General features: G+C 41.8%; 15 protein-coding genes. 13 read left to right on the top strand and 2 right to left on the bottom strand.

The genetic code is table 11. The features are described 5' to 3' along the window. Window positions 1-72: 72 nt before the first annotated feature. Window positions 73-720: an HAD family hydrolase gene (locus tag GDK41_RS08665; protein ID WP_152086036.1), complete on the bottom strand. Its 648-nt coding sequence runs from the start codon at window positions 718-720 to the stop codon at window positions 73-75. Further along, window positions 717-1,427, bottom strand: coding sequence for a bifunctional 2-polyprenyl-6-hydroxyphenol methylase/3-demethylubiquinol 3-O-methyltransferase UbiG (ubiG, locus tag GDK41_RS08660; protein WP_152086035.1), 711 nt, complete (start codon window positions 1,425-1,427; stop codon window positions 717-719). Before ubiG ends, GDK41_RS08665 begins: the two co-directional genes overlap by 4 nt. A 185-nt stretch (window positions 1,428-1,612) precedes the next feature. On the opposite strand from ubiG, the gene gyrA reads away from it, so the two are divergent. From gyrA to GDK41_RS08595, 13 genes are all read left to right on the top strand, one after another. Continuing rightward, window positions 1,613-4,294 carry a DNA gyrase subunit A gene (gene gyrA / locus GDK41_RS08655; RefSeq protein ID WP_152086034.1) on the top strand — a complete coding sequence of 894 codons (2,682 nt, stop codon included), beginning with the start codon at window positions 1,613-1,615 and terminating at the stop codon, window positions 4,292-4,294. A gap of 66 nt (window positions 4,295-4,360) precedes the next feature. Then, window positions 4,361-5,443: a 3-phosphoserine/phosphohydroxythreonine transaminase gene (serC, locus tag GDK41_RS08650; protein ID WP_152086033.1), complete on the top strand. Its 1,083-nt coding sequence runs from the start codon at window positions 4,361-4,363 to the stop codon at window positions 5,441-5,443. Then, the gene (gene aroA / locus GDK41_RS08645; protein ID WP_152086032.1) at window positions 5,443-6,720 is read left to right on the top strand and encodes a 3-phosphoshikimate 1-carboxyvinyltransferase; all 1,278 of its coding nucleotides are present in this window, start codon (window positions 5,443-5,445) and stop codon (window positions 6,718-6,720) included. Before serC ends, aroA begins: the two co-directional genes overlap by 1 nt. Window positions 6,721-6,878: 158 nt before the next feature. Beyond that, window positions 6,879-7,592 carry a (d)CMP kinase gene (cmk, locus tag GDK41_RS08640; protein ID WP_152086031.1) on the top strand — a complete coding sequence of 238 codons (714 nt, stop codon included), beginning with the start codon at window positions 6,879-6,881 and terminating at the stop codon, window positions 7,590-7,592. A gap of 93 nt (window positions 7,593-7,685) precedes the next feature. Next, window positions 7,686-9,353 (top strand): 30S ribosomal protein S1, encoded by a 1,668-nt coding sequence (gene rpsA / locus GDK41_RS08635; RefSeq protein ID WP_152086030.1) that lies wholly within the window; start codon window positions 7,686-7,688, stop codon window positions 9,351-9,353. Between the two features lie 60 nt (window positions 9,354-9,413). Next, the gene (ihfB, locus tag GDK41_RS08630) at window positions 9,414-9,701 is read left to right on the top strand and encodes an integration host factor subunit beta (protein WP_152086029.1); all 288 of its coding nucleotides are present in this window, start codon (window positions 9,414-9,416) and stop codon (window positions 9,699-9,701) included. 20 nt (window positions 9,702-9,721) lie between these two features. Then, complete coding sequence (locus tag GDK41_RS08625; protein WP_152086028.1) at window positions 9,722-9,985, top strand: lipopolysaccharide assembly protein LapA domain-containing protein; 264 nt, start codon at window positions 9,722-9,724, stop codon at window positions 9,983-9,985. A 2-nt stretch (window positions 9,986-9,987) separates the two neighbouring features. After that, complete coding sequence (locus GDK41_RS08620) at window positions 9,988-11,124, top strand: lipopolysaccharide assembly protein LapB (protein ID WP_152086027.1); 1,137 nt, start codon at window positions 9,988-9,990, stop codon at window positions 11,122-11,124. Window positions 11,125-11,229: 105 nt separating this feature from the next. Continuing rightward, window positions 11,230-11,934: an orotidine-5'-phosphate decarboxylase gene (pyrF, locus tag GDK41_RS08615; RefSeq protein ID WP_152086026.1), complete on the top strand. Its 705-nt coding sequence runs from the start codon at window positions 11,230-11,232 to the stop codon at window positions 11,932-11,934. Between the two features lie 232 nt (window positions 11,935-12,166). Continuing rightward, entirely contained in the window at window positions 12,167-13,342 is a 1,176-nt protein-coding gene (locus GDK41_RS08610; RefSeq protein ID WP_152086025.1) for an efflux RND transporter periplasmic adaptor subunit, read from the top strand. After that, window positions 13,339-16,539 carry an efflux RND transporter permease subunit gene (locus GDK41_RS08605; protein WP_152086024.1) on the top strand — a complete coding sequence of 1,067 codons (3,201 nt, stop codon included), beginning with the start codon at window positions 13,339-13,341 and terminating at the stop codon, window positions 16,537-16,539. Before GDK41_RS08610 ends, GDK41_RS08605 begins: the two co-directional genes overlap by 4 nt. Beyond that, a complete protein-coding gene (locus tag GDK41_RS08600) occupies window positions 16,529-17,218 on the top strand; it encodes a response regulator transcription factor (protein WP_152086023.1) in 690 nt (229 codons plus the stop codon). The genes GDK41_RS08605 and GDK41_RS08600 overlap by 11 nt, the downstream gene beginning before the upstream one ends. Further along, on the top strand, window positions 17,215-18,468 hold the full coding sequence (locus GDK41_RS08595; protein WP_152086022.1) for a sensor histidine kinase: 1,254 nt from the start codon (window positions 17,215-17,217) through the stop codon (window positions 18,466-18,468). Before GDK41_RS08600 ends, GDK41_RS08595 begins: the two co-directional genes overlap by 4 nt. The last annotated feature ends 2 nt before the right edge of the window (window positions 18,469-18,470 follow it).

Genomic DNA, 18,470 nt, shown 5'->3' with positions numbered 1-18,470 from the left:
TTTTTTATACTCAACTTGACTCTTTTTTAGTTACAAAGCACTAGATATAGTGCTTTTTCGTATGTAACTACACTATATATGAGAAATTAGAGATTCTGGCTTAGTTAAATTCAGATCTGCTTGCCAGCTCTGAGCAACCGCTTTACTTGGTACGTATCCCCATAGCGCAGTGACTGAGAGCATATTTGCCGCTTTAGCTGCTTCGATGTCTCTGGCTGCGTCACCAACATAAAAACAAGCACTTGGTTGAACGCCCAATTGTTTGGCCGCATGCAATAATGGCTTTGGTGAGGGTTTGGCCTCATCCAACGTATCACCGCATACAACAACTTTGATACTTTTAAGCTCATCGATGCATTCAAGCAATGGGAGTGTCAAAAAAGTAGGTTTGTTGGTCATAATGCCAACTTTAATACCCTTGCGTTCTATTTCTTCTAAGAGTGTTTTTATCCCTTTAAAACAACGACTGTGAACAGCAATATTTTGCGCGTAGTGATCCAATAATGTTTGCTTTAAAGTTGCGAGTTCATAATTGACTAATTCCTCTTGAAAACCAACCTCCAACAACGCTTGAACGCCATTCGAAATCGCTGGACTGTATATGTCTTTTGGCACACAAGGCTTGTTATGCAACTTTAACGTGTAATTAAGCGCTGCACCGAGATCATCACATGTATCTAGCAAAGTGCCATCTAAGTCAAAAATTACCGCTTCAATCATGCTAATTTCTCAAAGTGCAGCAGATAATTGACACTTACATCGTCGCTGAGCGTAAATGTTTTGCTAAGTGGGTTGTAACTGATGCCAGCACTTGCTCTTACTTTCAACCCGGCTTGCTCTGCCCAGTTAATTAAAATGGAAGGGCGGATAAATTTGTCGTGATTATGTGTACCTTCTGGTACCATTTTTAATAACTTTTCTGCCCCCACTATGGCTAAAAGATAGGCTTTTGTGGTTTTATTTAATGTTGAAAAAAATACACTTGCACCGGGTTTTGCAAGCGCTGCAACCGAGGAGATAATAGAAGCGGGATCGGGTACGTGTTCTAACATTTCCATGCAGGTTACGATGTCGAATGACTCAGGGTTTTGCTGTGCAAACTCCTCAACAGAGATTTTTTGGTAATCAACTTTAATACCTGATTCTAAGCTGTGCAGTTTTGCCACATTTAAAGGCTCTTGTCCCATGTCTATGCCTTGTGCAATTGCACCGAGTTTAGCCATGCTTTCGGTAAGAATACCACCACCACAGCCTACATCTAACACTTGCTTGCCAAATATTCCGTGAGATTTATCGTTTATAAAGTCTAAGCGCAATGGGTTAATATCATGCAAAGGCTTAAATTCGCCTTCAGTATCCCACCAACGATCCGCTATTTGTTCAAATTTTGCGATTTCTTGTGGATCTACATTTTGATGTTCGGTCATAAAAAACTTCCTCGTTAATCTGAGCGCATTATAAGAGGGGTCAGATTAAAATCACTAAAATTTTGCGCCTGTAAATTAATTAAAAGTGTGATAGCATGGCTGTTCAGAATTAATAATAACTCAACCTCTTTGCCACGCGATAGTGTGACATAAAAGAGGTAGACACTGAAGGAAAGTGGAATCAAATGACTGATCTCGCCAATGAAATCCTGCCAGTCAATATCGAAGATGAACTCAAAAACTCGTATTTAGACTACGCAATGAGTGTAATCGTTGGGCGTGCATTACCCGACGTACGTGATGGCTTAAAGCCAGTTCACCGTCGTGTTTTATTCGCCATGAACGAGTTGAAGAACGACTGGAACAAGCCTTATAAGAAGTCGGCGCGTGTTGTCGGTGATGTAATCGGTAAATATCACCCACACGGTGATAGTGCGGTTTACGACACGATAGTACGTATGGCGCAACCATTTTCTTTACGTTATATGCTGGTTGACGGCCAAGGTAACTTTGGTTCAGTAGACGGTGACTCCGCTGCTGCTATGCGTTATACCGAAGTACGTATGGCGAAAATCTCGCACGAACTTTTGGCTGATCTAGAAAAAGAAACGGTTGATTTTGTACCTAACTACGACGGTACAGAGCAAATCCCAGATGTATTGCCAACCAAAGTACCAGCGTTATTAGTTAATGGTTCATCAGGTATTGCCGTTGGTATGGCAACTAACATACCACCTCATAACTTAACAGAAGTGATTAATGGTTGTTTAGCGTTGATCCAGAATCCGGATTTAACGATTGATGAATTAATCGAATATATTCCTGGTCCTGATTTCCCAACTGCCGCGATTATCAATGGCAAAAAGGGCATTGAACAAGCTTATAAAACTGGACGTGGTAAAGTTTATATCCGTGCTCGCGCTGAAATCGAAGTGGACGAGAAAACGGGTAAAGAAACCATTATTGTTCATGAGATCCCATACCAAGTTAACAAAGCTCGCTTGATTGAAAAAATCGCTGAGCTGGTTAAAGAGAAAAAGATTGAAGGGATCAGTGCACTGCGCGACGAGTCAGACAAAGACGGTATGCGTATCGTTATTGAGATAAAGCGTGGTGAAGTAGGCGAAGTTATCCTAAACAACCTTTATGCACAAACTCAGTTGCAAACTGTGTTTGGTATGAACATGGTTGCGCTTGATAACAACCAACCTAAGTGCTTTAACCTAAAAGAGATGTTAGAAGCGTTTATCATTCACCGCCGTGAAGTGGTAACGCGTCGTACTGTATTTGATTTGCGCAAAGCGCGTGACAGAGCGCATACGCTTGAAGGTTTAGCGATAGCACTTGCGAATATAGACCCAATTATTGAGCTTATTCGTAAGTCGCCAAGCCCTGCTGAAGCGAAAGCTGCGTTAGTAGCACGCCCATGGGAATTGGGTACCGTTAAAACCATGCTTGATAAAGCGGGCGAAGATAACGTTGCCCGTCCCGATTGGTTAGCGGCAGAGCTGGGTATTCGTGATGGTCAATACCACCTTTCAGAGCAGCAAGCTCAGGCTATCTTGGACCTACGTTTACATAAGTTAACGGGTCTTGAGCACGAGAAGATTTTAGCGGAATACCAAGAGCTACTAGAGTTAATTGCAGAACTACTACTTATCCTTTCTTCGCCAGAGCGTTTGATGGAAGTAATTCGTGATGAACTTGTTATCATAAAAGATACATATGGTGACGAACGTCGCACTGAAATAAGCGCAGCAGCGCATGATATAAGCCTTGAAGACTTAATCAACGAAGAAGATGTTGTAGTGACGCTTTCGCATGAAGGCTATGTGAAGTATCAACCTTTGACTGATTACGAAGCACAGCGTCGTGGTGGTAAAGGTAAAGCAGCGACGCGAATGAAAGATGAAGACTTTATTGAGCGATTATTGGTTGCAAATACACACGATACCATTTTGTGTTTCTCAACTGCTGGGCGAATGTATTGGTTGAAGGTATATCAGCTACCGTTAGCATCTCGTGCAGCACGCGGTAAGCCTATTGTTAACTTACTACCACTTGAAGCCGATGAGCGTATTACAACTATCTTGCCTGTGCGTGAGTACGAAGAAGATAAATATGTATTGATGGCTACGGCCAATGGCACGGTTAAGAAAACTCCTCTTACAGCATATAGCCGTCAGCGCGCGAGCGGTATCATTGCAATTAACCTCAATGAAGGAGATTGCTTAATTGGTGCTGATATCACAGATGGCAGCAACGACATCATGCTATTTACCGATCATGGTAAAGTGGTTCGTTTCAATGAAAAGCTCAAAGACTCTGAAACAGGCGCTGTAAAAATTGACCCAGAAACTGGTGAAGAGATGTTAGCGCTTCGCCCTATGGGACGAACTGCGACGGGTGTACGTGGTATAAAAATGCCAGATGACGTTAAAGTTGTTTCATTGATAGTACCTAAAAATGATGGTGCAATATTGACTGTAACTGAAAATGGCTATGGTAAGCGTACACCGCTTGAAGACTATCCAGCTAAGAGCCGCGCAACACAAGGCGTGGTATCTATCAAAGTCAGTGAGCGTAACGGTAGCGTAGTGGGTGCTGTACAGGTTGAAGATAACAATGAAATAATGCTTATCTCTAACCGTGGTACCTTAGTACGTACTCGCGTAAGCGAAGTTTCAACGGTTGGTCGTAATACCCAAGGGGTTATTTTGATCAGAACTATTGACGATGAGCAAGTAGTTGGTTTACAACGTATCGAAGAAATAGCAGTTGAAGAGCTACCCGAAGGTGAAGGCACAGAGTTGCCGGCAGCTGAGGAAACACCAGCGGATACAACAGATGATCCACAAGGTGAATAAGTGATAAAAGCGGCTTCGGCCGCTTTTTTTATCGGTAAATATAAAGTTGTTTAGGAATGAGGAATAATGACGGTATATAACTTTTGTGCAGGTCCAGCGATGTTACCCCCAGAGGTAATGAAAAAAGCACAGCAAGAGTTTTTGGATTGGCAAAATTTGGGTGTATCAGTGATGGAAGTAAGCCATCGCTCAAAGCCATTTTTAAAAATGGTAGAAGAATGTGAAGCTAGCTTACGACGCTTGATGAACATCTCTGATCAGTTTGAGGTGTTGTTTATGCATGGTGGTGGTCGTGGGCAGTTTGCGGCTGTGCCCTTAAACCTGCATTTAGATGATGCACCGGGTATCTATATTGAAAATGGTATTTGGTCAACGGGAGCAACCCAAGAGGGGGCTAAGTTTACCGCTGTTGAAGGTATAAATATACGTAACGACAAAGAGGGCGTTTTTGATATCACGCCGGTATCCCAATGGTCTTTGCCACAACGCGCCTCTTTTATTCATTATTGTCCCAATGAAACAATCGACGGCATTGAGATTTTTGACGTACCAAAGCACCCTAATGCGCCGATTGTTGCGGATATGTCATCTGTTATTTTATCCCGAGAAATAAACGTCGATGACTTTGATATTATTTACGCTGGTGCTCAAAAGAATATCGGTCCTTCTGGTCTTTGCATTGTTATTGTGCGCAAGACACTATTAGAAAGAAAAGGCCTACCACGCCCTTCAATTTTAGATTACTCGATTGAAGCAAAACAGGGCAGTATGTATAACACCCCGCCAACATTTGCTTGGTATTTAGCTGCTGAAGTGTTTAAACACCTAGAAGCTACAGGTGGCGTTAAAGCCATGCAGGTACACAACGAGACTAAGGCAGCTATTCTTTACGATTATATTGATGACTCAGAGTTTTACAGCAACAAGGTCGCGAAACATTGTCGTTCTTTGATGAATGTGCCGTTTTGGCTCAAAGATGATTCATTAAATAGTGAATTTTTAGTTCAAGCTGAAAAATCAGGTTTAGTTGCTCTTGAGGGGCACCGTTTAGTCGGTGGCATGAGGGCGAGTATTTATAACGCTATGCCAATTGAAGGGGTGGAAGCGCTCGTAGCATTTATGGATAAGTTTGCTAAGGAGCATAGTTGATGGAGAAGTTAACGCTTAAACCTATCTCGAAAGTATCAGGGTCGGTTACGCTCCCTGGGTCGAAGAGTTTATCAAATAGAATATTGCTATTGGCTGCGCTTGCTGATGGCACCACCGAAGTTCACAATCTACTCGATAGCGACGATATTCGTCATATGCTCGGCGCACTTGCACATATGGGCGTTGAAGTAACACTAAGTGACGATAAGACAACCGCCAGCGTAGTTGGATGTGCTGGCCACCTTAAAACTCCAAGCGAAGCTTTGTTTTTGGGTAATGCAGGCACTGCTTATCGCCCACTTACTGCAGTTCTAGCCGCTACAGCCGGGCGTTTTGAGCTCATAGGTGAGCCAAGAATGGAAGAGCGCCCAATAGGGCACTTAGTTGATGCGATGACTGCGCTTGGTGCAGATATTCAATACACTAAAAGCAAAGATTATCCTCCATTGCTGATCCAGGGCCAGACGCTAAATGGCGGTGAGGTTGAAATTGACGGTAGTATCTCGAGCCAATTCTTAACCGCGCTTTTGATGGCTGCACCTTTGTTTACGGACAAAACAATTATTCGAATAAAGGGAGAGTTAGTATCTAAACCCTATATTGATATAACTATTGGTGTGATGGCTCAATTTGGTGTGAAGGTTGTTAACGATAATTACCAAACGTTTACAGTACAGGGTGGGCAAACCTATCAATCTCCCTCACGGATCATGGTTGAAGGTGATGCATCGTCAGCTTCTTACTTTATCGCGGCAGCGGCAATTGCTGGTGGTGAAGTTGAGATCCGGGGAGTTGGTAAGCAAAGCGTGCAAGGTGATATCGGTTTTGCCAACGTTATGGAGCAAGTTGGCGCACAAATTGACTGGTATGACGAAAAACTTGTTGTACGCAAAGGTCATTTAAAGGGGGTTGATATTGATGCCAATGCGATTCCTGATGCCGCAATGACTCTGGCAACCGTTGCCTTATTTGCTGAAGGCCCCACGGCTATTCGCAATATTTACAATTGGCGCGTAAAAGAAACCGATAGGCTCTCAGCGATGGCAACGGAGCTTAGAAAAGTCGGGGCTGATGTCGTTGAAGGCCATGACTATATTGAAGTTACCCCGCCTAAAAAATTGAATTTGACGGACATTGACACGTACAACGACCACCGAATCGCGATGTGCTTTTCTATGGTGGCAGTGGGTGGTCAAGAAGTCATTATTAATGACCCTGGTTGTACAGCAAAAACCTTTCCAACCTACTTTGACGTACTCGCGTCAATTAGCCATTAATCACGTCTATTTTGCATTTAGAGTTGTTTCTAAAATAGCTCTAAATGCCCCTTATTTGTGCTTATCTCACAAAAAGTTACATGTTAATAAGGATAAATTCATTTTACATGCGTATAATACTCGCGATTTATTTCAGGTGAGCATTTCAGGAGGTTTAAATGCCGGCAACTATGCCAGTTATCACCGTAGACGGCCCAAGCGGATCAGGCAAAGGAACCGTTTGTCGCTTGTTAGCTGAAAAGTTAAATTGGGATGTGTTAGACAGCGGTGCTATTTATCGAGTGTTATCGCTTGCCGCTTTGCATCACCAAATCGCCCTAGACAATGAAGAGGCGTTAGTACCATTGGCCGCTAATTTAGACGTGCAGTTTTTGATAGACCCTTCTACAAAAAATAGCAAGGTCATTTTAGAAGGCGAAGACGTAAGTGGTACAATTCGAGACGAAAAAGTAGGCTCAGCAGCATCTAAAGTAGCGGCTTTGCCGCGCGTTAGAGAAGCGTTGTTACGCCGCCAACGAGCTTTTCGAAGTGAGGAAGGCTTGATTGCAGATGGGCGAGATATGGGAACTGTTGTTTTTCCAGATGCCGAAATTAAGCTGTATCTAACCGCATCAGCTGAAGAGCGCGCGAATAGACGCTACTTGGAGTTGAATGCTAAAGGGCTAGATGTTACACTAAGTGGTCTGCTCGAGGACATTAAAGCACGTGATGATCGCGATATGAATCGTGAAGTAGCGCCGCTTGTTCCCGCAGATGATGCAATCGTGATTGATACGACAGAACTGGATGCTCAGCAAGTATTTACAAAAGTAATGTCTTTACTTGATGACGCAGTAACTTCAGGAAAGCTCGAAAAATCTCGCTTAGCCTAATTTTTTAATGCACAGGCAGGATGCCGGTGTTTTTTTAACTACCCCATGCAGCATGGTTGCTAATTGGATATTAATTTATGAGACGTATTTAGTATGTCAGAAAATTTTGCGCAGTTATTTGAAGAAAGCCTAAAGGGTTTTGAAGCAGAGCAAGGCTCTATCGTTAAAGGTACTGTTATCTCAATCGAGAACAACATCGTTCTTGTTGATGCTGGTTTAAAATCAGAAAGTGCCATCCCTGCAGAGCAATTCAAAAATGCTGCTGGTGAACTTGAAGTTGCAGTAGGCGACGAAGTAGATGTAGCGCTAGATGCAATTGAAGACGGCTTTGGTGAAACTATCCTTTCTCGTGAGAAAGCGAAGCGCCACGAAGCTTGGATCCGCCTTGAAAAAGCTTGCGAAGAGCAAGAAACCGTTATGGGTATCATCAACGGTAAAGTTAAAGGTGGTTTCACTGTTGAAGTTGACACTATCCGTGCATTCCTACCTGGTTCACTTGTTGATGTTCGTCCAGTACGTGACACAGCACACCTTGAAGGTAAAGAGCTTGAGTTCAAAGTTATCAAGCTTGACCAAAAGCGTAACAACGTAGTTGTTTCACGTCGTGCAGTTATCGAATCAGAGAACTCACAAGAGCGTGAAGAGCTTCTTGCTAACCTTGTTGAAGGTCAAGAAGTTAAGGGTATCGTTAAGAACCTTACAGATTACGGTGCATTCGTTGATTTAGGTGGTGTTGACGGTCTACTACACATTACTGATATGGCTTGGAAGCGTGTTAAGCACCCTTCAGAAATCGTAAATGTTGGTGACGAAATCGCAGTTAAAGTTCTTAAGTTCGACAAAGAGAAAACTCGTGTTTCTTTAGGTCTTAAGCAGCTTGGCGAAGATCCATGGGCAGCTATCGCTGGCCGTTACCCAGAAGGTGCTAAGCTTTCTGGTCGTGTAACTAACCTAACTGATTACGGCTGTTTCGTTGAAATCGAAGAAGGCGTTGAAGGTCTAGTTCACGTTTCTGAAATGGATTGGACTAACAAGAACATCCACCCTTCAAAAGTAGTTAGCTTAGGCGACACTGTTGAAGTTATGGTTCTTGAAATCGATGAAGAACGTCGTCGTATTTCTCTAGGTCTTAAGCAATGTATCGCTAACCCTTGGCAAGAATTTGCTCGTCTTCAAAACAAAGGCGACCAAGTTACTGGTAAGATCAAGTCAATCACTGACTTCGGTATCTTCATCGGTCTTGACGGCGGTATCGACGGTCTTGTTCACCTTTCTGACATCTCTTGGAACACTCCAGGTGAAGAAGCTGTACGTGAGTACAAGAAAGGCGACGAAATCACAGCGATCGTTCTACAAGTTGATCCAGAGCGCGAGCGTATCTCACTTGGTGTTAAGCAAATCGAAGCAGATCCTTTCAATAACTACCTAGACGCAAACAAAAAAGGTGCTATTGTTAAAGGTAAAGTGACTGAAGTTGACGCTAAAGGCGCAACTGTTGAGCTTATCGAAGGTGTTGAAGGTTACATCCGTGTAGCTGACATCGCTCAAGAGCGTATCGAAGATGCAACAACTGTTGTTTCTGCAGGCGACGAAATCGAAGCTAAATTTTTAGGTGTTGATCGTAAGAACCGTACTATCAGCCTTTCAGTTAAAGCTATGTTCGAAGCTGAAGAGAAAGAAGTTCTTGAGAAGTTGAAGAAAGAAGAGCCTGCATTTGAAAATGCAATGGCAGCTGCTTTCAAAAACGCTCAAAAAGACTAATATAGAAGTCTATACAGGAAGGGCACTTTAGCCCTTCCTTTTTATATCTAAGGAAACATTATGACAAAGTCAGAATTGATAGAACAACTAGCAGAGCAACATGCACATATCCCTGTAAAGGATGTAGAGAACTCAGTTAAAGAAATTCTTGAACAAATGGCAGGGTCATTATCAAGCTCAGATAGAATTGAAATCCGTGGCTTTGGTAGTTTCTCGTTGCACTACCGTTCTCCTCGCACTGGTCGCAACCCAAAAACAGGTGAAACAGTAGAGTTAGATGGTAAGTATGTTCCTCATTTTAAACCAGGTAAAGAGCTACGCGACCGCGTAAACGAAAGCATTAAATAACAAGATATATGGAGTAACACTTGATCAAGGTAGTTCAAAAAGGATTGGCACTTGTTTTAGTTTTGTTGGCGTTTGTGATAGGGACTCAAAACCCTAATTTAGTTAATGTCAACTACATTGTAGCAAGTAGTACGTTGCCCTTATCAACCTTAATGAGTGTTTGCTTTATAATAGGTGTATTCATTGGGTGTGTGGTAAGCGTTGCGGTATTTTCAAAGTTGAAGTGGCAGAACTACCGGCTTAAGAAAAGCAATCGTCAAATGACTACTGATACTGAACGCTGACCATGACTGAGCTGTTGTTTTTACTGCTTCCTGTTGCAGCCGCATACGGTTATGTAATGGGCAAAAACAGTGCAAAAAATCAAGCTCTAGAACTTAATCGCCAAATTACCTCTCAATACAGCAAAGGTCTTAAATATTTACTCGATAGGGAAGAAGACCAAGGTCTCGAACACTTAATTGAACTTCTCGAAGTGTCGGCCGATTCCGTTGAACATTATCTTACTTTAGCTACTTTGTTTCGCAAACGAGGCGAATTAGACAGGGCGATAAAAATACATGAATTATTGCTCAATCAACCAAATTTAAATGCCAGTGATATGGCGTCATGTCGTTTAGAGTTAGCGCAAGACTATGTTTTAGCAGGCTTATTAGACAGTGCCGAAGAACATCTTGTTATACTCGTCAAAAATAATAATGTACAAGCGTTAGATCCCATTATTTATCTCTACTCACAAATGCGAGAGTGGCGAAAGGGAATAAACATGTACGAATCTCATCGCGATATTTTTACCAAAAAACAACATTTTGCAGCAATCGCCAATTTTTATTGTGAAGCAGCATTGATTGACGATAACCCTAAGTTAATGGAACAGGCATGCGCGCTTGAACACAATACTATTCGACCCTTTTTTGAATTAGGTAAAGATGCTTTTGCGAAGCAAGATCATGTTAAAGCGGTTTATTACTGGCGTAAACTCATTGTTTCATCGACTAACACGGCGCCTTTGTACATAAAAGAGCTAGAACAAAGCTATGTAGAGTTAAATTTAAAACATCAGTTTGATGACTTAATTGAAGAGTTGTTGCCAAAAGGTGGCGTGTTAATTCGTATAAAGTATTGTCAAGCATTGTTGGAGAATGAACAACTCCAACAAGCGATAGATTTTTTAACAGATAGCCTCAAACGTGAACCATCCATAAGGGGTTTTAGTTTTCTACTTCAGCTTTTGGGAAATAATAACCATCGAATTAAAGAAGTCTTATCTGAAATTGATAAGCTTGTAACCTCATACATTGCAACTAAACCGGAGTATCAGTGCCAACATTGTGGCTTTACCAGCCATACGCTTTATTGGTTGTGCCCATCATGCAAACATTGGGAGACGGTAGGTCCCAGTAAAGGATTAGACGGTTATTAGCGCTCAATGATGTAAAATGTCAGGCTAAACGATAAAGTTTCCGTTATAATACGTCGCAAATAAGCCCAGCTTAATTTTTGAACCGTATGTCAATGTAGGAATACTATGTCTCAAAATGATAACAAAAAAGTGCTTATCGCATTAGATTACGATGATAAGCAAGCCGCACTGAACTTTGTAAAAAAATTGTCCCCTTCACAATGTCGTCTAAAAGTCGGCAAAGAGATGTTTACTTACTTTGGCCCCGAATTTGTTAAAGAATTAGTTGCGTTAGGCTTTGATGTTTTTTTAGATCTAAAATTTCACGATATTCCCAATACTGTTGCAAAGGCAGTAACTGCAGCAGCAGAACTAGGTGTTTGGATGGTTAATGTGCATGCCAGCGGTGGCTTAGAAATGATGCAAAAAGCCAAAGAAGCGCTCGCTAAGTATGAAGAAAACGCGCCTTTACTAATCGCTGTTACTGTATTAACAAGCATGGATCAGGGTCAATTGCTTCGTTTAGGCATAGAAAAAACGCCTCAAGATCAGGTTATTTATTTGGCAAAATTAGCGCAAGAAGCGGGGCTTGATGGTGTTGTATGCTCAGCGCAAGAAGCGCAATTACTTAAGTCTCAATTAGGGGACTCTTTTAAATTAGTCACACCAGGCATAAGACCTGCGGGCTCTGACGCGCAAGACCAAAAGCGCATAATGACTCCGCAAAAGGCAGTTGCTGCCGGTAGCGATTATTTGGTTATTGGTAGACCAATAACACAAGCAACTGACCCCGTCGCAACATTACAAGAGATCAACGCTTCAATTTCATAATTAAGCCTTTCAGTTATAGCCGTTCAAAACGCTAATTGAACGTGCTATAACCTATTCACCGTTTAAAGCTTAACCTTCTTAACCCCGACTTAACTGTATGTAATTTACACTCACTCCATCACGTTTAGGAGCTGAGTATTATGTTTTTACACCCCACACTAAATCAAGGTCACGTCATTAGCCGACCTTTTACTAACGCTCATGTTCCGAAGTACTGGTTGAGGAATAATCAATGAAGTTTAAATGGTTATCTATTTTATTGAGTTGCGCGGCGTTTTTAAGTGTTGTTATTTATAACAAAGTATTTAGTGCGCCAAGCACTAATGCCGAGGGGCAGATAATTCAAACGGGATTAGAAAATCAAATTAATAATATGCCTCAAGTTGAAACAATCTCTGTGATCGCTAAACAATATTCACCTAAAATTATTGGCTTTGGTGAAGTGACGCCCAAGTTTGAGTTAAGTCTTAAAAGTGATGTAAGTGGTAAAATTGTTCATTTAAACAAACGCTTTGTATCGGGGACTAAGATCAACAAAGGTACAGTGGTTGCTAGTGTTGACGATACGCCTTATATAGCGGCGCTTGCAAAAGCACAGGCGCAAGAAGCACAAGCTTTAGTTAAGTTGCAAGAAGAGCAGCGTCAGGGAGATGTGGCATATCGCGACTGGTTAAGAAACAAAGAGGGTGGGCAAAAAGCAACGCCTCTTATTCTAAGAGAGCCACAACTTAAGGCGGCAAAAGCAGAATATGAACATGCTAAACTTGCGGTTAAAAAAGCGCAGCAAGACTTAGATAACACAAAAATAAAAGCGCCTTTTGATGCCATAGTTGTTGACGTGTCTGTTCAACCAGGTAGTTACATTCAGCCGGGAACACAGATAGGGCAACTACACAGCAGTGAAAAAGTTGAAATACACGTGCCGCTGTCAGAACAGCAGTGGCTGCAACTGCAAGATACAATCTCAAAGAGCAGCGCTAGATTGAATCAGGTAGTTGCTTTATATAGTACGTTAGATGAGACAACGACTTGGACGGGGGAAATAGAGCGAGTAGAAAGACACCTAAATCGTGACACTCGGCAACGCTCGTTAATTATCAGTGTTACTGAGCCCCTGTTACAAAGCACCCCTTTGTACAGCGGAACCTTTGTAAAGGTAGTAATCGATGGCAAAGCCCAAGATAGCCTTTATAAGTTGCCCTCCTCAGCGGTTTCTCAGAATGGCAATGTGTGGTTTGTAGATAAGCAAGGACAATTAAACAAGTACCGCGCTAGTAATGTGTTTTCTTATCATAACAATGTGTATATCAAGTCATTAAATAACCAGCCGTTACAAATCGTTAAGCGCCCCTTGAGCCATTTTAGTGAGGGGATGAGCGTGCAAGTAATTGAAGGTACGATGTTATGATTAACCAAAATCTAAACAAAGGGCTTATTGCATGGTTTGTTAATAACCCGGTAGCAGCTAACTTGTTATTCTGGGTTGTTATTATCGCTGGTTTACTTAGTGTAACTAACTTGAGAAAAGAAGCTTTTCCGAGTTTAGAGCCAGACACTGTTTCGGTATCTGTGGTTTTTGATAGCGGCGAGCCGATTCAAGCAGAGCAAGGTATTGCAATAAAAATCGAAAATGCATTACAAAGCGTGTCAGGTATTAAGCGCATGACTTCCACGTCAAATGCGCAAGGTGCACACGTTAGTGTAGAAATGCAAAGTGGTTATGATATCGATAGCTTGTATCAAGATATAAAATCTAAAATAGATGCGATTAATAACTTGCCACAGCGCTCAGAGCCGGCTGTTATAACTAAAGCTACCCGAAAAGACCACGTATTATGGTTGCAATTATATGGAGACTTAGATAGACAAACGCTTGATACGTGGGCACTGCGCCTAAAAGATGCATTACTTGAAAAGCATGCGATTAAAGAGCTTGAAGTTAAAGCTAGGGCGCAGTGGGAAATATCTATTGAAGTCGATGAAGCTAAGTTACAAGCTTATCAGATAAGTCTAGATGACATCGCTCAAGCGATAAATAGAGAATCGTCTTATGCCATCGGTACGAGCCTATATAATCCAGATAAAACAGTAAGGCTTAAAGTTTCTGAGCAGGCCTATAACACCGAGCAATTTGAATCAATTGTAATTAAAAGTTTTAGTAAGGGTGGCAATCTTCGACTTAAAGATATTGCCAATGTGCAATACAAACAGGCTGACGACACGTTTACGCTGTCTCGTTATAACGGTTTTAATGCTGCTGCAATTGAAATTGTAATGGATGAACATAGCGATGTCGTTGAGATAGTTGAGCAGGCAAATACGGTCGTTAAACAGTGGCAACACTTGCCCAACTTACCCAAGGGGATGAAGATCGCCAGTTGGTTGGATAAAAGTACTCTGATCACAGAGCGTTTATCGTTGCTGATTAAAAATGCACTCACTGGAATAGCGTTAGTTTTTATCGTGTTAGCGCTATTTTTGAATGTGCGTGTGGCGCTGTGGGTCGCTATGGGCTTGCCCTTTGTTTTTTGCGGCACTTTGTTTTTCATGACCGAACGTTTTACAGGTTTGAGCCTAAACGAAATGACCACATTTGGCTTTATTATGGCGTTGGGTATTGTTGTTGATGATGCGGTAGTTATAGGAGAAAGTATCTACCATACTCGTGCTAAAAATGGTGACAATGTCCTGAATACTATTTTGGGTACTCACAAGGTTGCAACTGCCACCCTGTTTGGCGTACTTACCACGGTCGTTGCTTTTATTGCGTTGAGCAATGTACAAGGGCGCTTGGGGCAAGTTTATGCACAATTTGGTACGATTGTCGCTATCGCATTACTATTATCGCTGGTCGAATCTAAACTAATTTTACCTTCACATTTGGCACATTTGGATACATCTCCCCCTAAAAAGCGTGGTATCTGGGCAATAGTGCGCTTGCATGCTGATAGGCTGCTAAATAGTTTTAATGAACGCGTATACACGGTTTTATTATGTTATGTGGTTAACCATTACGTGCGCATAATCAGCCTGTTTTTGGTCATTATGATATTGGTTATGTCACTGCCGTTTACAGGTGCTGTACGCAGTGCATTTTTCCCTGATGTGCCCGCAGATACAGTCAGCGCAGAGATCACGATGTACAATGATGCAAGTTACGGCCAGATTTACAAAAACTTACTAAAACTTGAGCAACTAGCATTACAAACAGATAATCAGTTAAGCGCGCAATACCGAGACGAATCTAAGCATTCTGAGCAATCACATATTTCTAGCATACAAGTATTATCAGATAGTTCTTCGCAGGGCACCGTGACAATAGAGCTCGATAAAGACGCTGTTTATCAGGCAAATGAGTTTGCACAGTTGTGGACACAACTGAGTGGGCAGTTAGAAGGCGCTAAAAAAACTAAGATCCTTGCTAAGCGGGGCATGATAGATAATTTTAAGGTGCAGCTTAAATCTAATAATGACCAAGCGCTTAAAAGTGCAGGTGCCTTTTTATTGAGACAAATACAGGAAATTAACGGGACCAGTGGTATAGACCATAATTTGGATTTGGGTGAGCCTCAGTATTACTTTGAACTTAATGAACAAGGCCGTGCTCTGGGTTTAGATACCAACTCATTATCAATGCAGGTGCTTAATAGTTTTGGTGGTGATATCGTACAGCGTTTTCAGCAAGGCGAAAATGAGATCAAAGTCCGAGTAAGATACCCGCAACAGCAGCGTAAAACCCTAGCAGATATCAAGGCCGCATACGTGAGAACGCCTTCGGGTATCATCGTCCCTTTGAGTGATATAGCCCATGTACATAGTCAATATCAAAGTTCAGAAATAACACGTATCCAAGGCAAGCGTGCGGTATTTATTAGCGCTGTTGTAGATAAAGAAGTTATTTCTCCCCATCAGTTAATAGCGCAACTTAAAGCATCAACTTTAGGTGAGCTTGAAGCTATATATCCTGATGTTTCGATAAATTTTGCAGGAGAAGCCCAGCAGCAGCAGGAGACAGGCAACTCTATGGTTCAAATGTTTGCGTTGGCCATGTTGATTATTTATGCGCTGTTGGCTATTCCTCTTAAGTCTTACATCCAGCCTGTGATAATTATGGCTGCGATCCCTTTTGGTGTGGTTGGCGCCATATTAGGACATTGGTTAAATGGGTTAACGCTGAGTATTTTATCTCTCAATGGTATTTTGGCATTAAGCGGCGTTGTTGTGAACGATAGCTTATTACTCGTATCACGTTACAATCAATTAATGAGTACAGGTCAATTTAGTGTAAAAGAAGCAGCTATTATTGCTGGTAGTTCTCGATTACGTGCCGTAGTGCTTACGTCAATTACGACATTTGCAGGATTATTGCCATTATTAAGTGAGACATCTTTGCAGGCGCAGTTTTTGATACCAGCAGCGGCAGCATTGGGGTATGGAATATTGTTCGCGTCGCTCATTACCTTGCTGCTAACACCTGCATTGTTGCTCATGCAGCAAGACGTGAATATGCAAATCAACAAGGGTGCACGAAGTTTACAGGCATACCTTCAACGTTTTAAGTCACAAAAGAGCAAGGTACAACAGGAGTCGCAAGGTGGAACATAATAAAATAACCGCACTTCTAGTAGAGGATGATCGAGATTTAGCAGCAGCTATCGTTGACTATTTTGCACTTGAAAAGATATTTTGTGATCACGCAAGCGATGGCGCATTGGCAATTAATTTAATCCAAAGGCATACCTTTGATGTCATTATTCTAGATTTAAATCTACCGCGGGTAAGCGGGTTACAAGTCTGTGAAAATATTAGAAATAAGGGGATTGATACACCTATACTGATGCTCACAGCAAAAGACACGCTTGATGACAAATTAATAGGGTTTGAAAAAGGTGCAGATGATTACTTAGTTAAGCCATTTGCAATGGAAGAATTAGTTGTTCGTAGTCAAGTGCTTGCTAAGCGAAAAAGTGGCCAGATAGCCAGACTAAAAGTAAGCGATTTAGAGTTAGATATAAAACAGCAAGAAGTTTATCGTGGCGGAAAACTACTTAGCTTATCGCCAATAGGCACTAAAATTCTTGAGGTACTAATGCGTGAAAGTCCAAACGTGGTGTCTAGAAAAAAACTGATTCAATCGGTTTGGGCAGACGACCCTCCAGATAGCAATAGTTTGAAGGTACACATGTTTCATCTGAGAAAGCAGGTGGATACCGAGTATGACGTCAAGCTAATTCACACGGTTATGGCAAAAGGTTTTGCGGTAAAAGTTGATGGTGAGCGATGAAAATACGCATTAGCCTTCGTATCTATGTTTTGGTGGCTATGCTGCTAACTGGCGGCACCAGTATCATTCTATTATCAGCGCTGAGTATGCACTATTTTGCCACTGGAATGGATGTGGCAATGCGAGGTGGCATGTATGCGCAAGCTCAACAATATAGCGTAATGGAAGGTGTACCGATAACCAGCCAGCAGTATATTATCGCTGCTCGCTGGGAAGATTTACCCGCTAATATAACAACACATTTCTCAGCAGCTGATATACCTCTTAATACTTTAAGAAAACATATGATAGGTGGTACTTGGTTTACGCCTCCCAGTGCTGGTTTTTTTGTCATGAAAGTACAAAACACCACACAAACGCTTTACGTGGCTAGCACCTTTAACCCAGATGACCGGATGTTAATGATCTCACCAGAGATCCCGCATTTTATTGTGATCATAGCCACAGCTGTCGGTGCCATTTTTGCTTTCACGGTTATATTGATTGTGGTGCTAAAAAAAATAACGACCCCTGTGGAGCGTTTAAAAAAATGGGCAAGACGTTTAGATAAAGCAAACCTCAACGAACCTTTGCCCGACTTTCAATTTAGTGAGTTGAATTCCTTAGCCAACATGATGAAAGATAGCTTGCGCTGTGTTCAACAAAGTGTTGAACGAGAGCAAAAGTTTTTGGCTTATGCCAGCCATGAACTTAGAACCCCCATTGCCACCATATGCGCCAACTCCGAGCTCTTAAAACGGTTATTAAAAGATGACTTCCCTAAAGACAAACAGCTTATTGGTCTAGAACGTATAGAGCGTGCTGCTTTAACGATGAGTGCATTGACAGAAACGCTGCTCTGGTTGAATCGTGATTCAAATATGACAGTAACCATTAGCGACGTTAGTTTATCTAAGTTAATTAGAGAGTTGGCAGCTCAATTGAGTTATTTAATAAAAGACAAAGCTGTTAAAGTAAGAATAGAAACCGACCAGTTTATCTGCCCACTGCCTGAGACGGTGTGCAGGATCATACTTAACAATATTATCCGCAATGCCTATGTTCATACTAACGAAGGAAATGTAATCATAATTCAATCAGGGCTAGAGGTGTCGATAACGAATGTAGATAACTCTCCAAGTGGTGAGGCAAGTGAGCTGGGGTTTGGCTTAGGCCTTGAATTAACCGAGCGCCTGACACATCAATACCAGTGGCATTATGTAAGTAAAAAAACGCAATCGGGCCGTCAAGTACATATTCAGTTTGCTTAGAA

The sequence above is a fragment of the Pseudoalteromonas sp. A25 genome, assembly GCF_009176705.1.
Taxonomy (GTDB): Bacteria; Pseudomonadota; Gammaproteobacteria; order Enterobacterales; family Alteromonadaceae; genus Pseudoalteromonas.
Note: the sequence above shows the minus strand (reverse complement) of the source record. Positions and strands in the feature narration are given on the sequence as shown.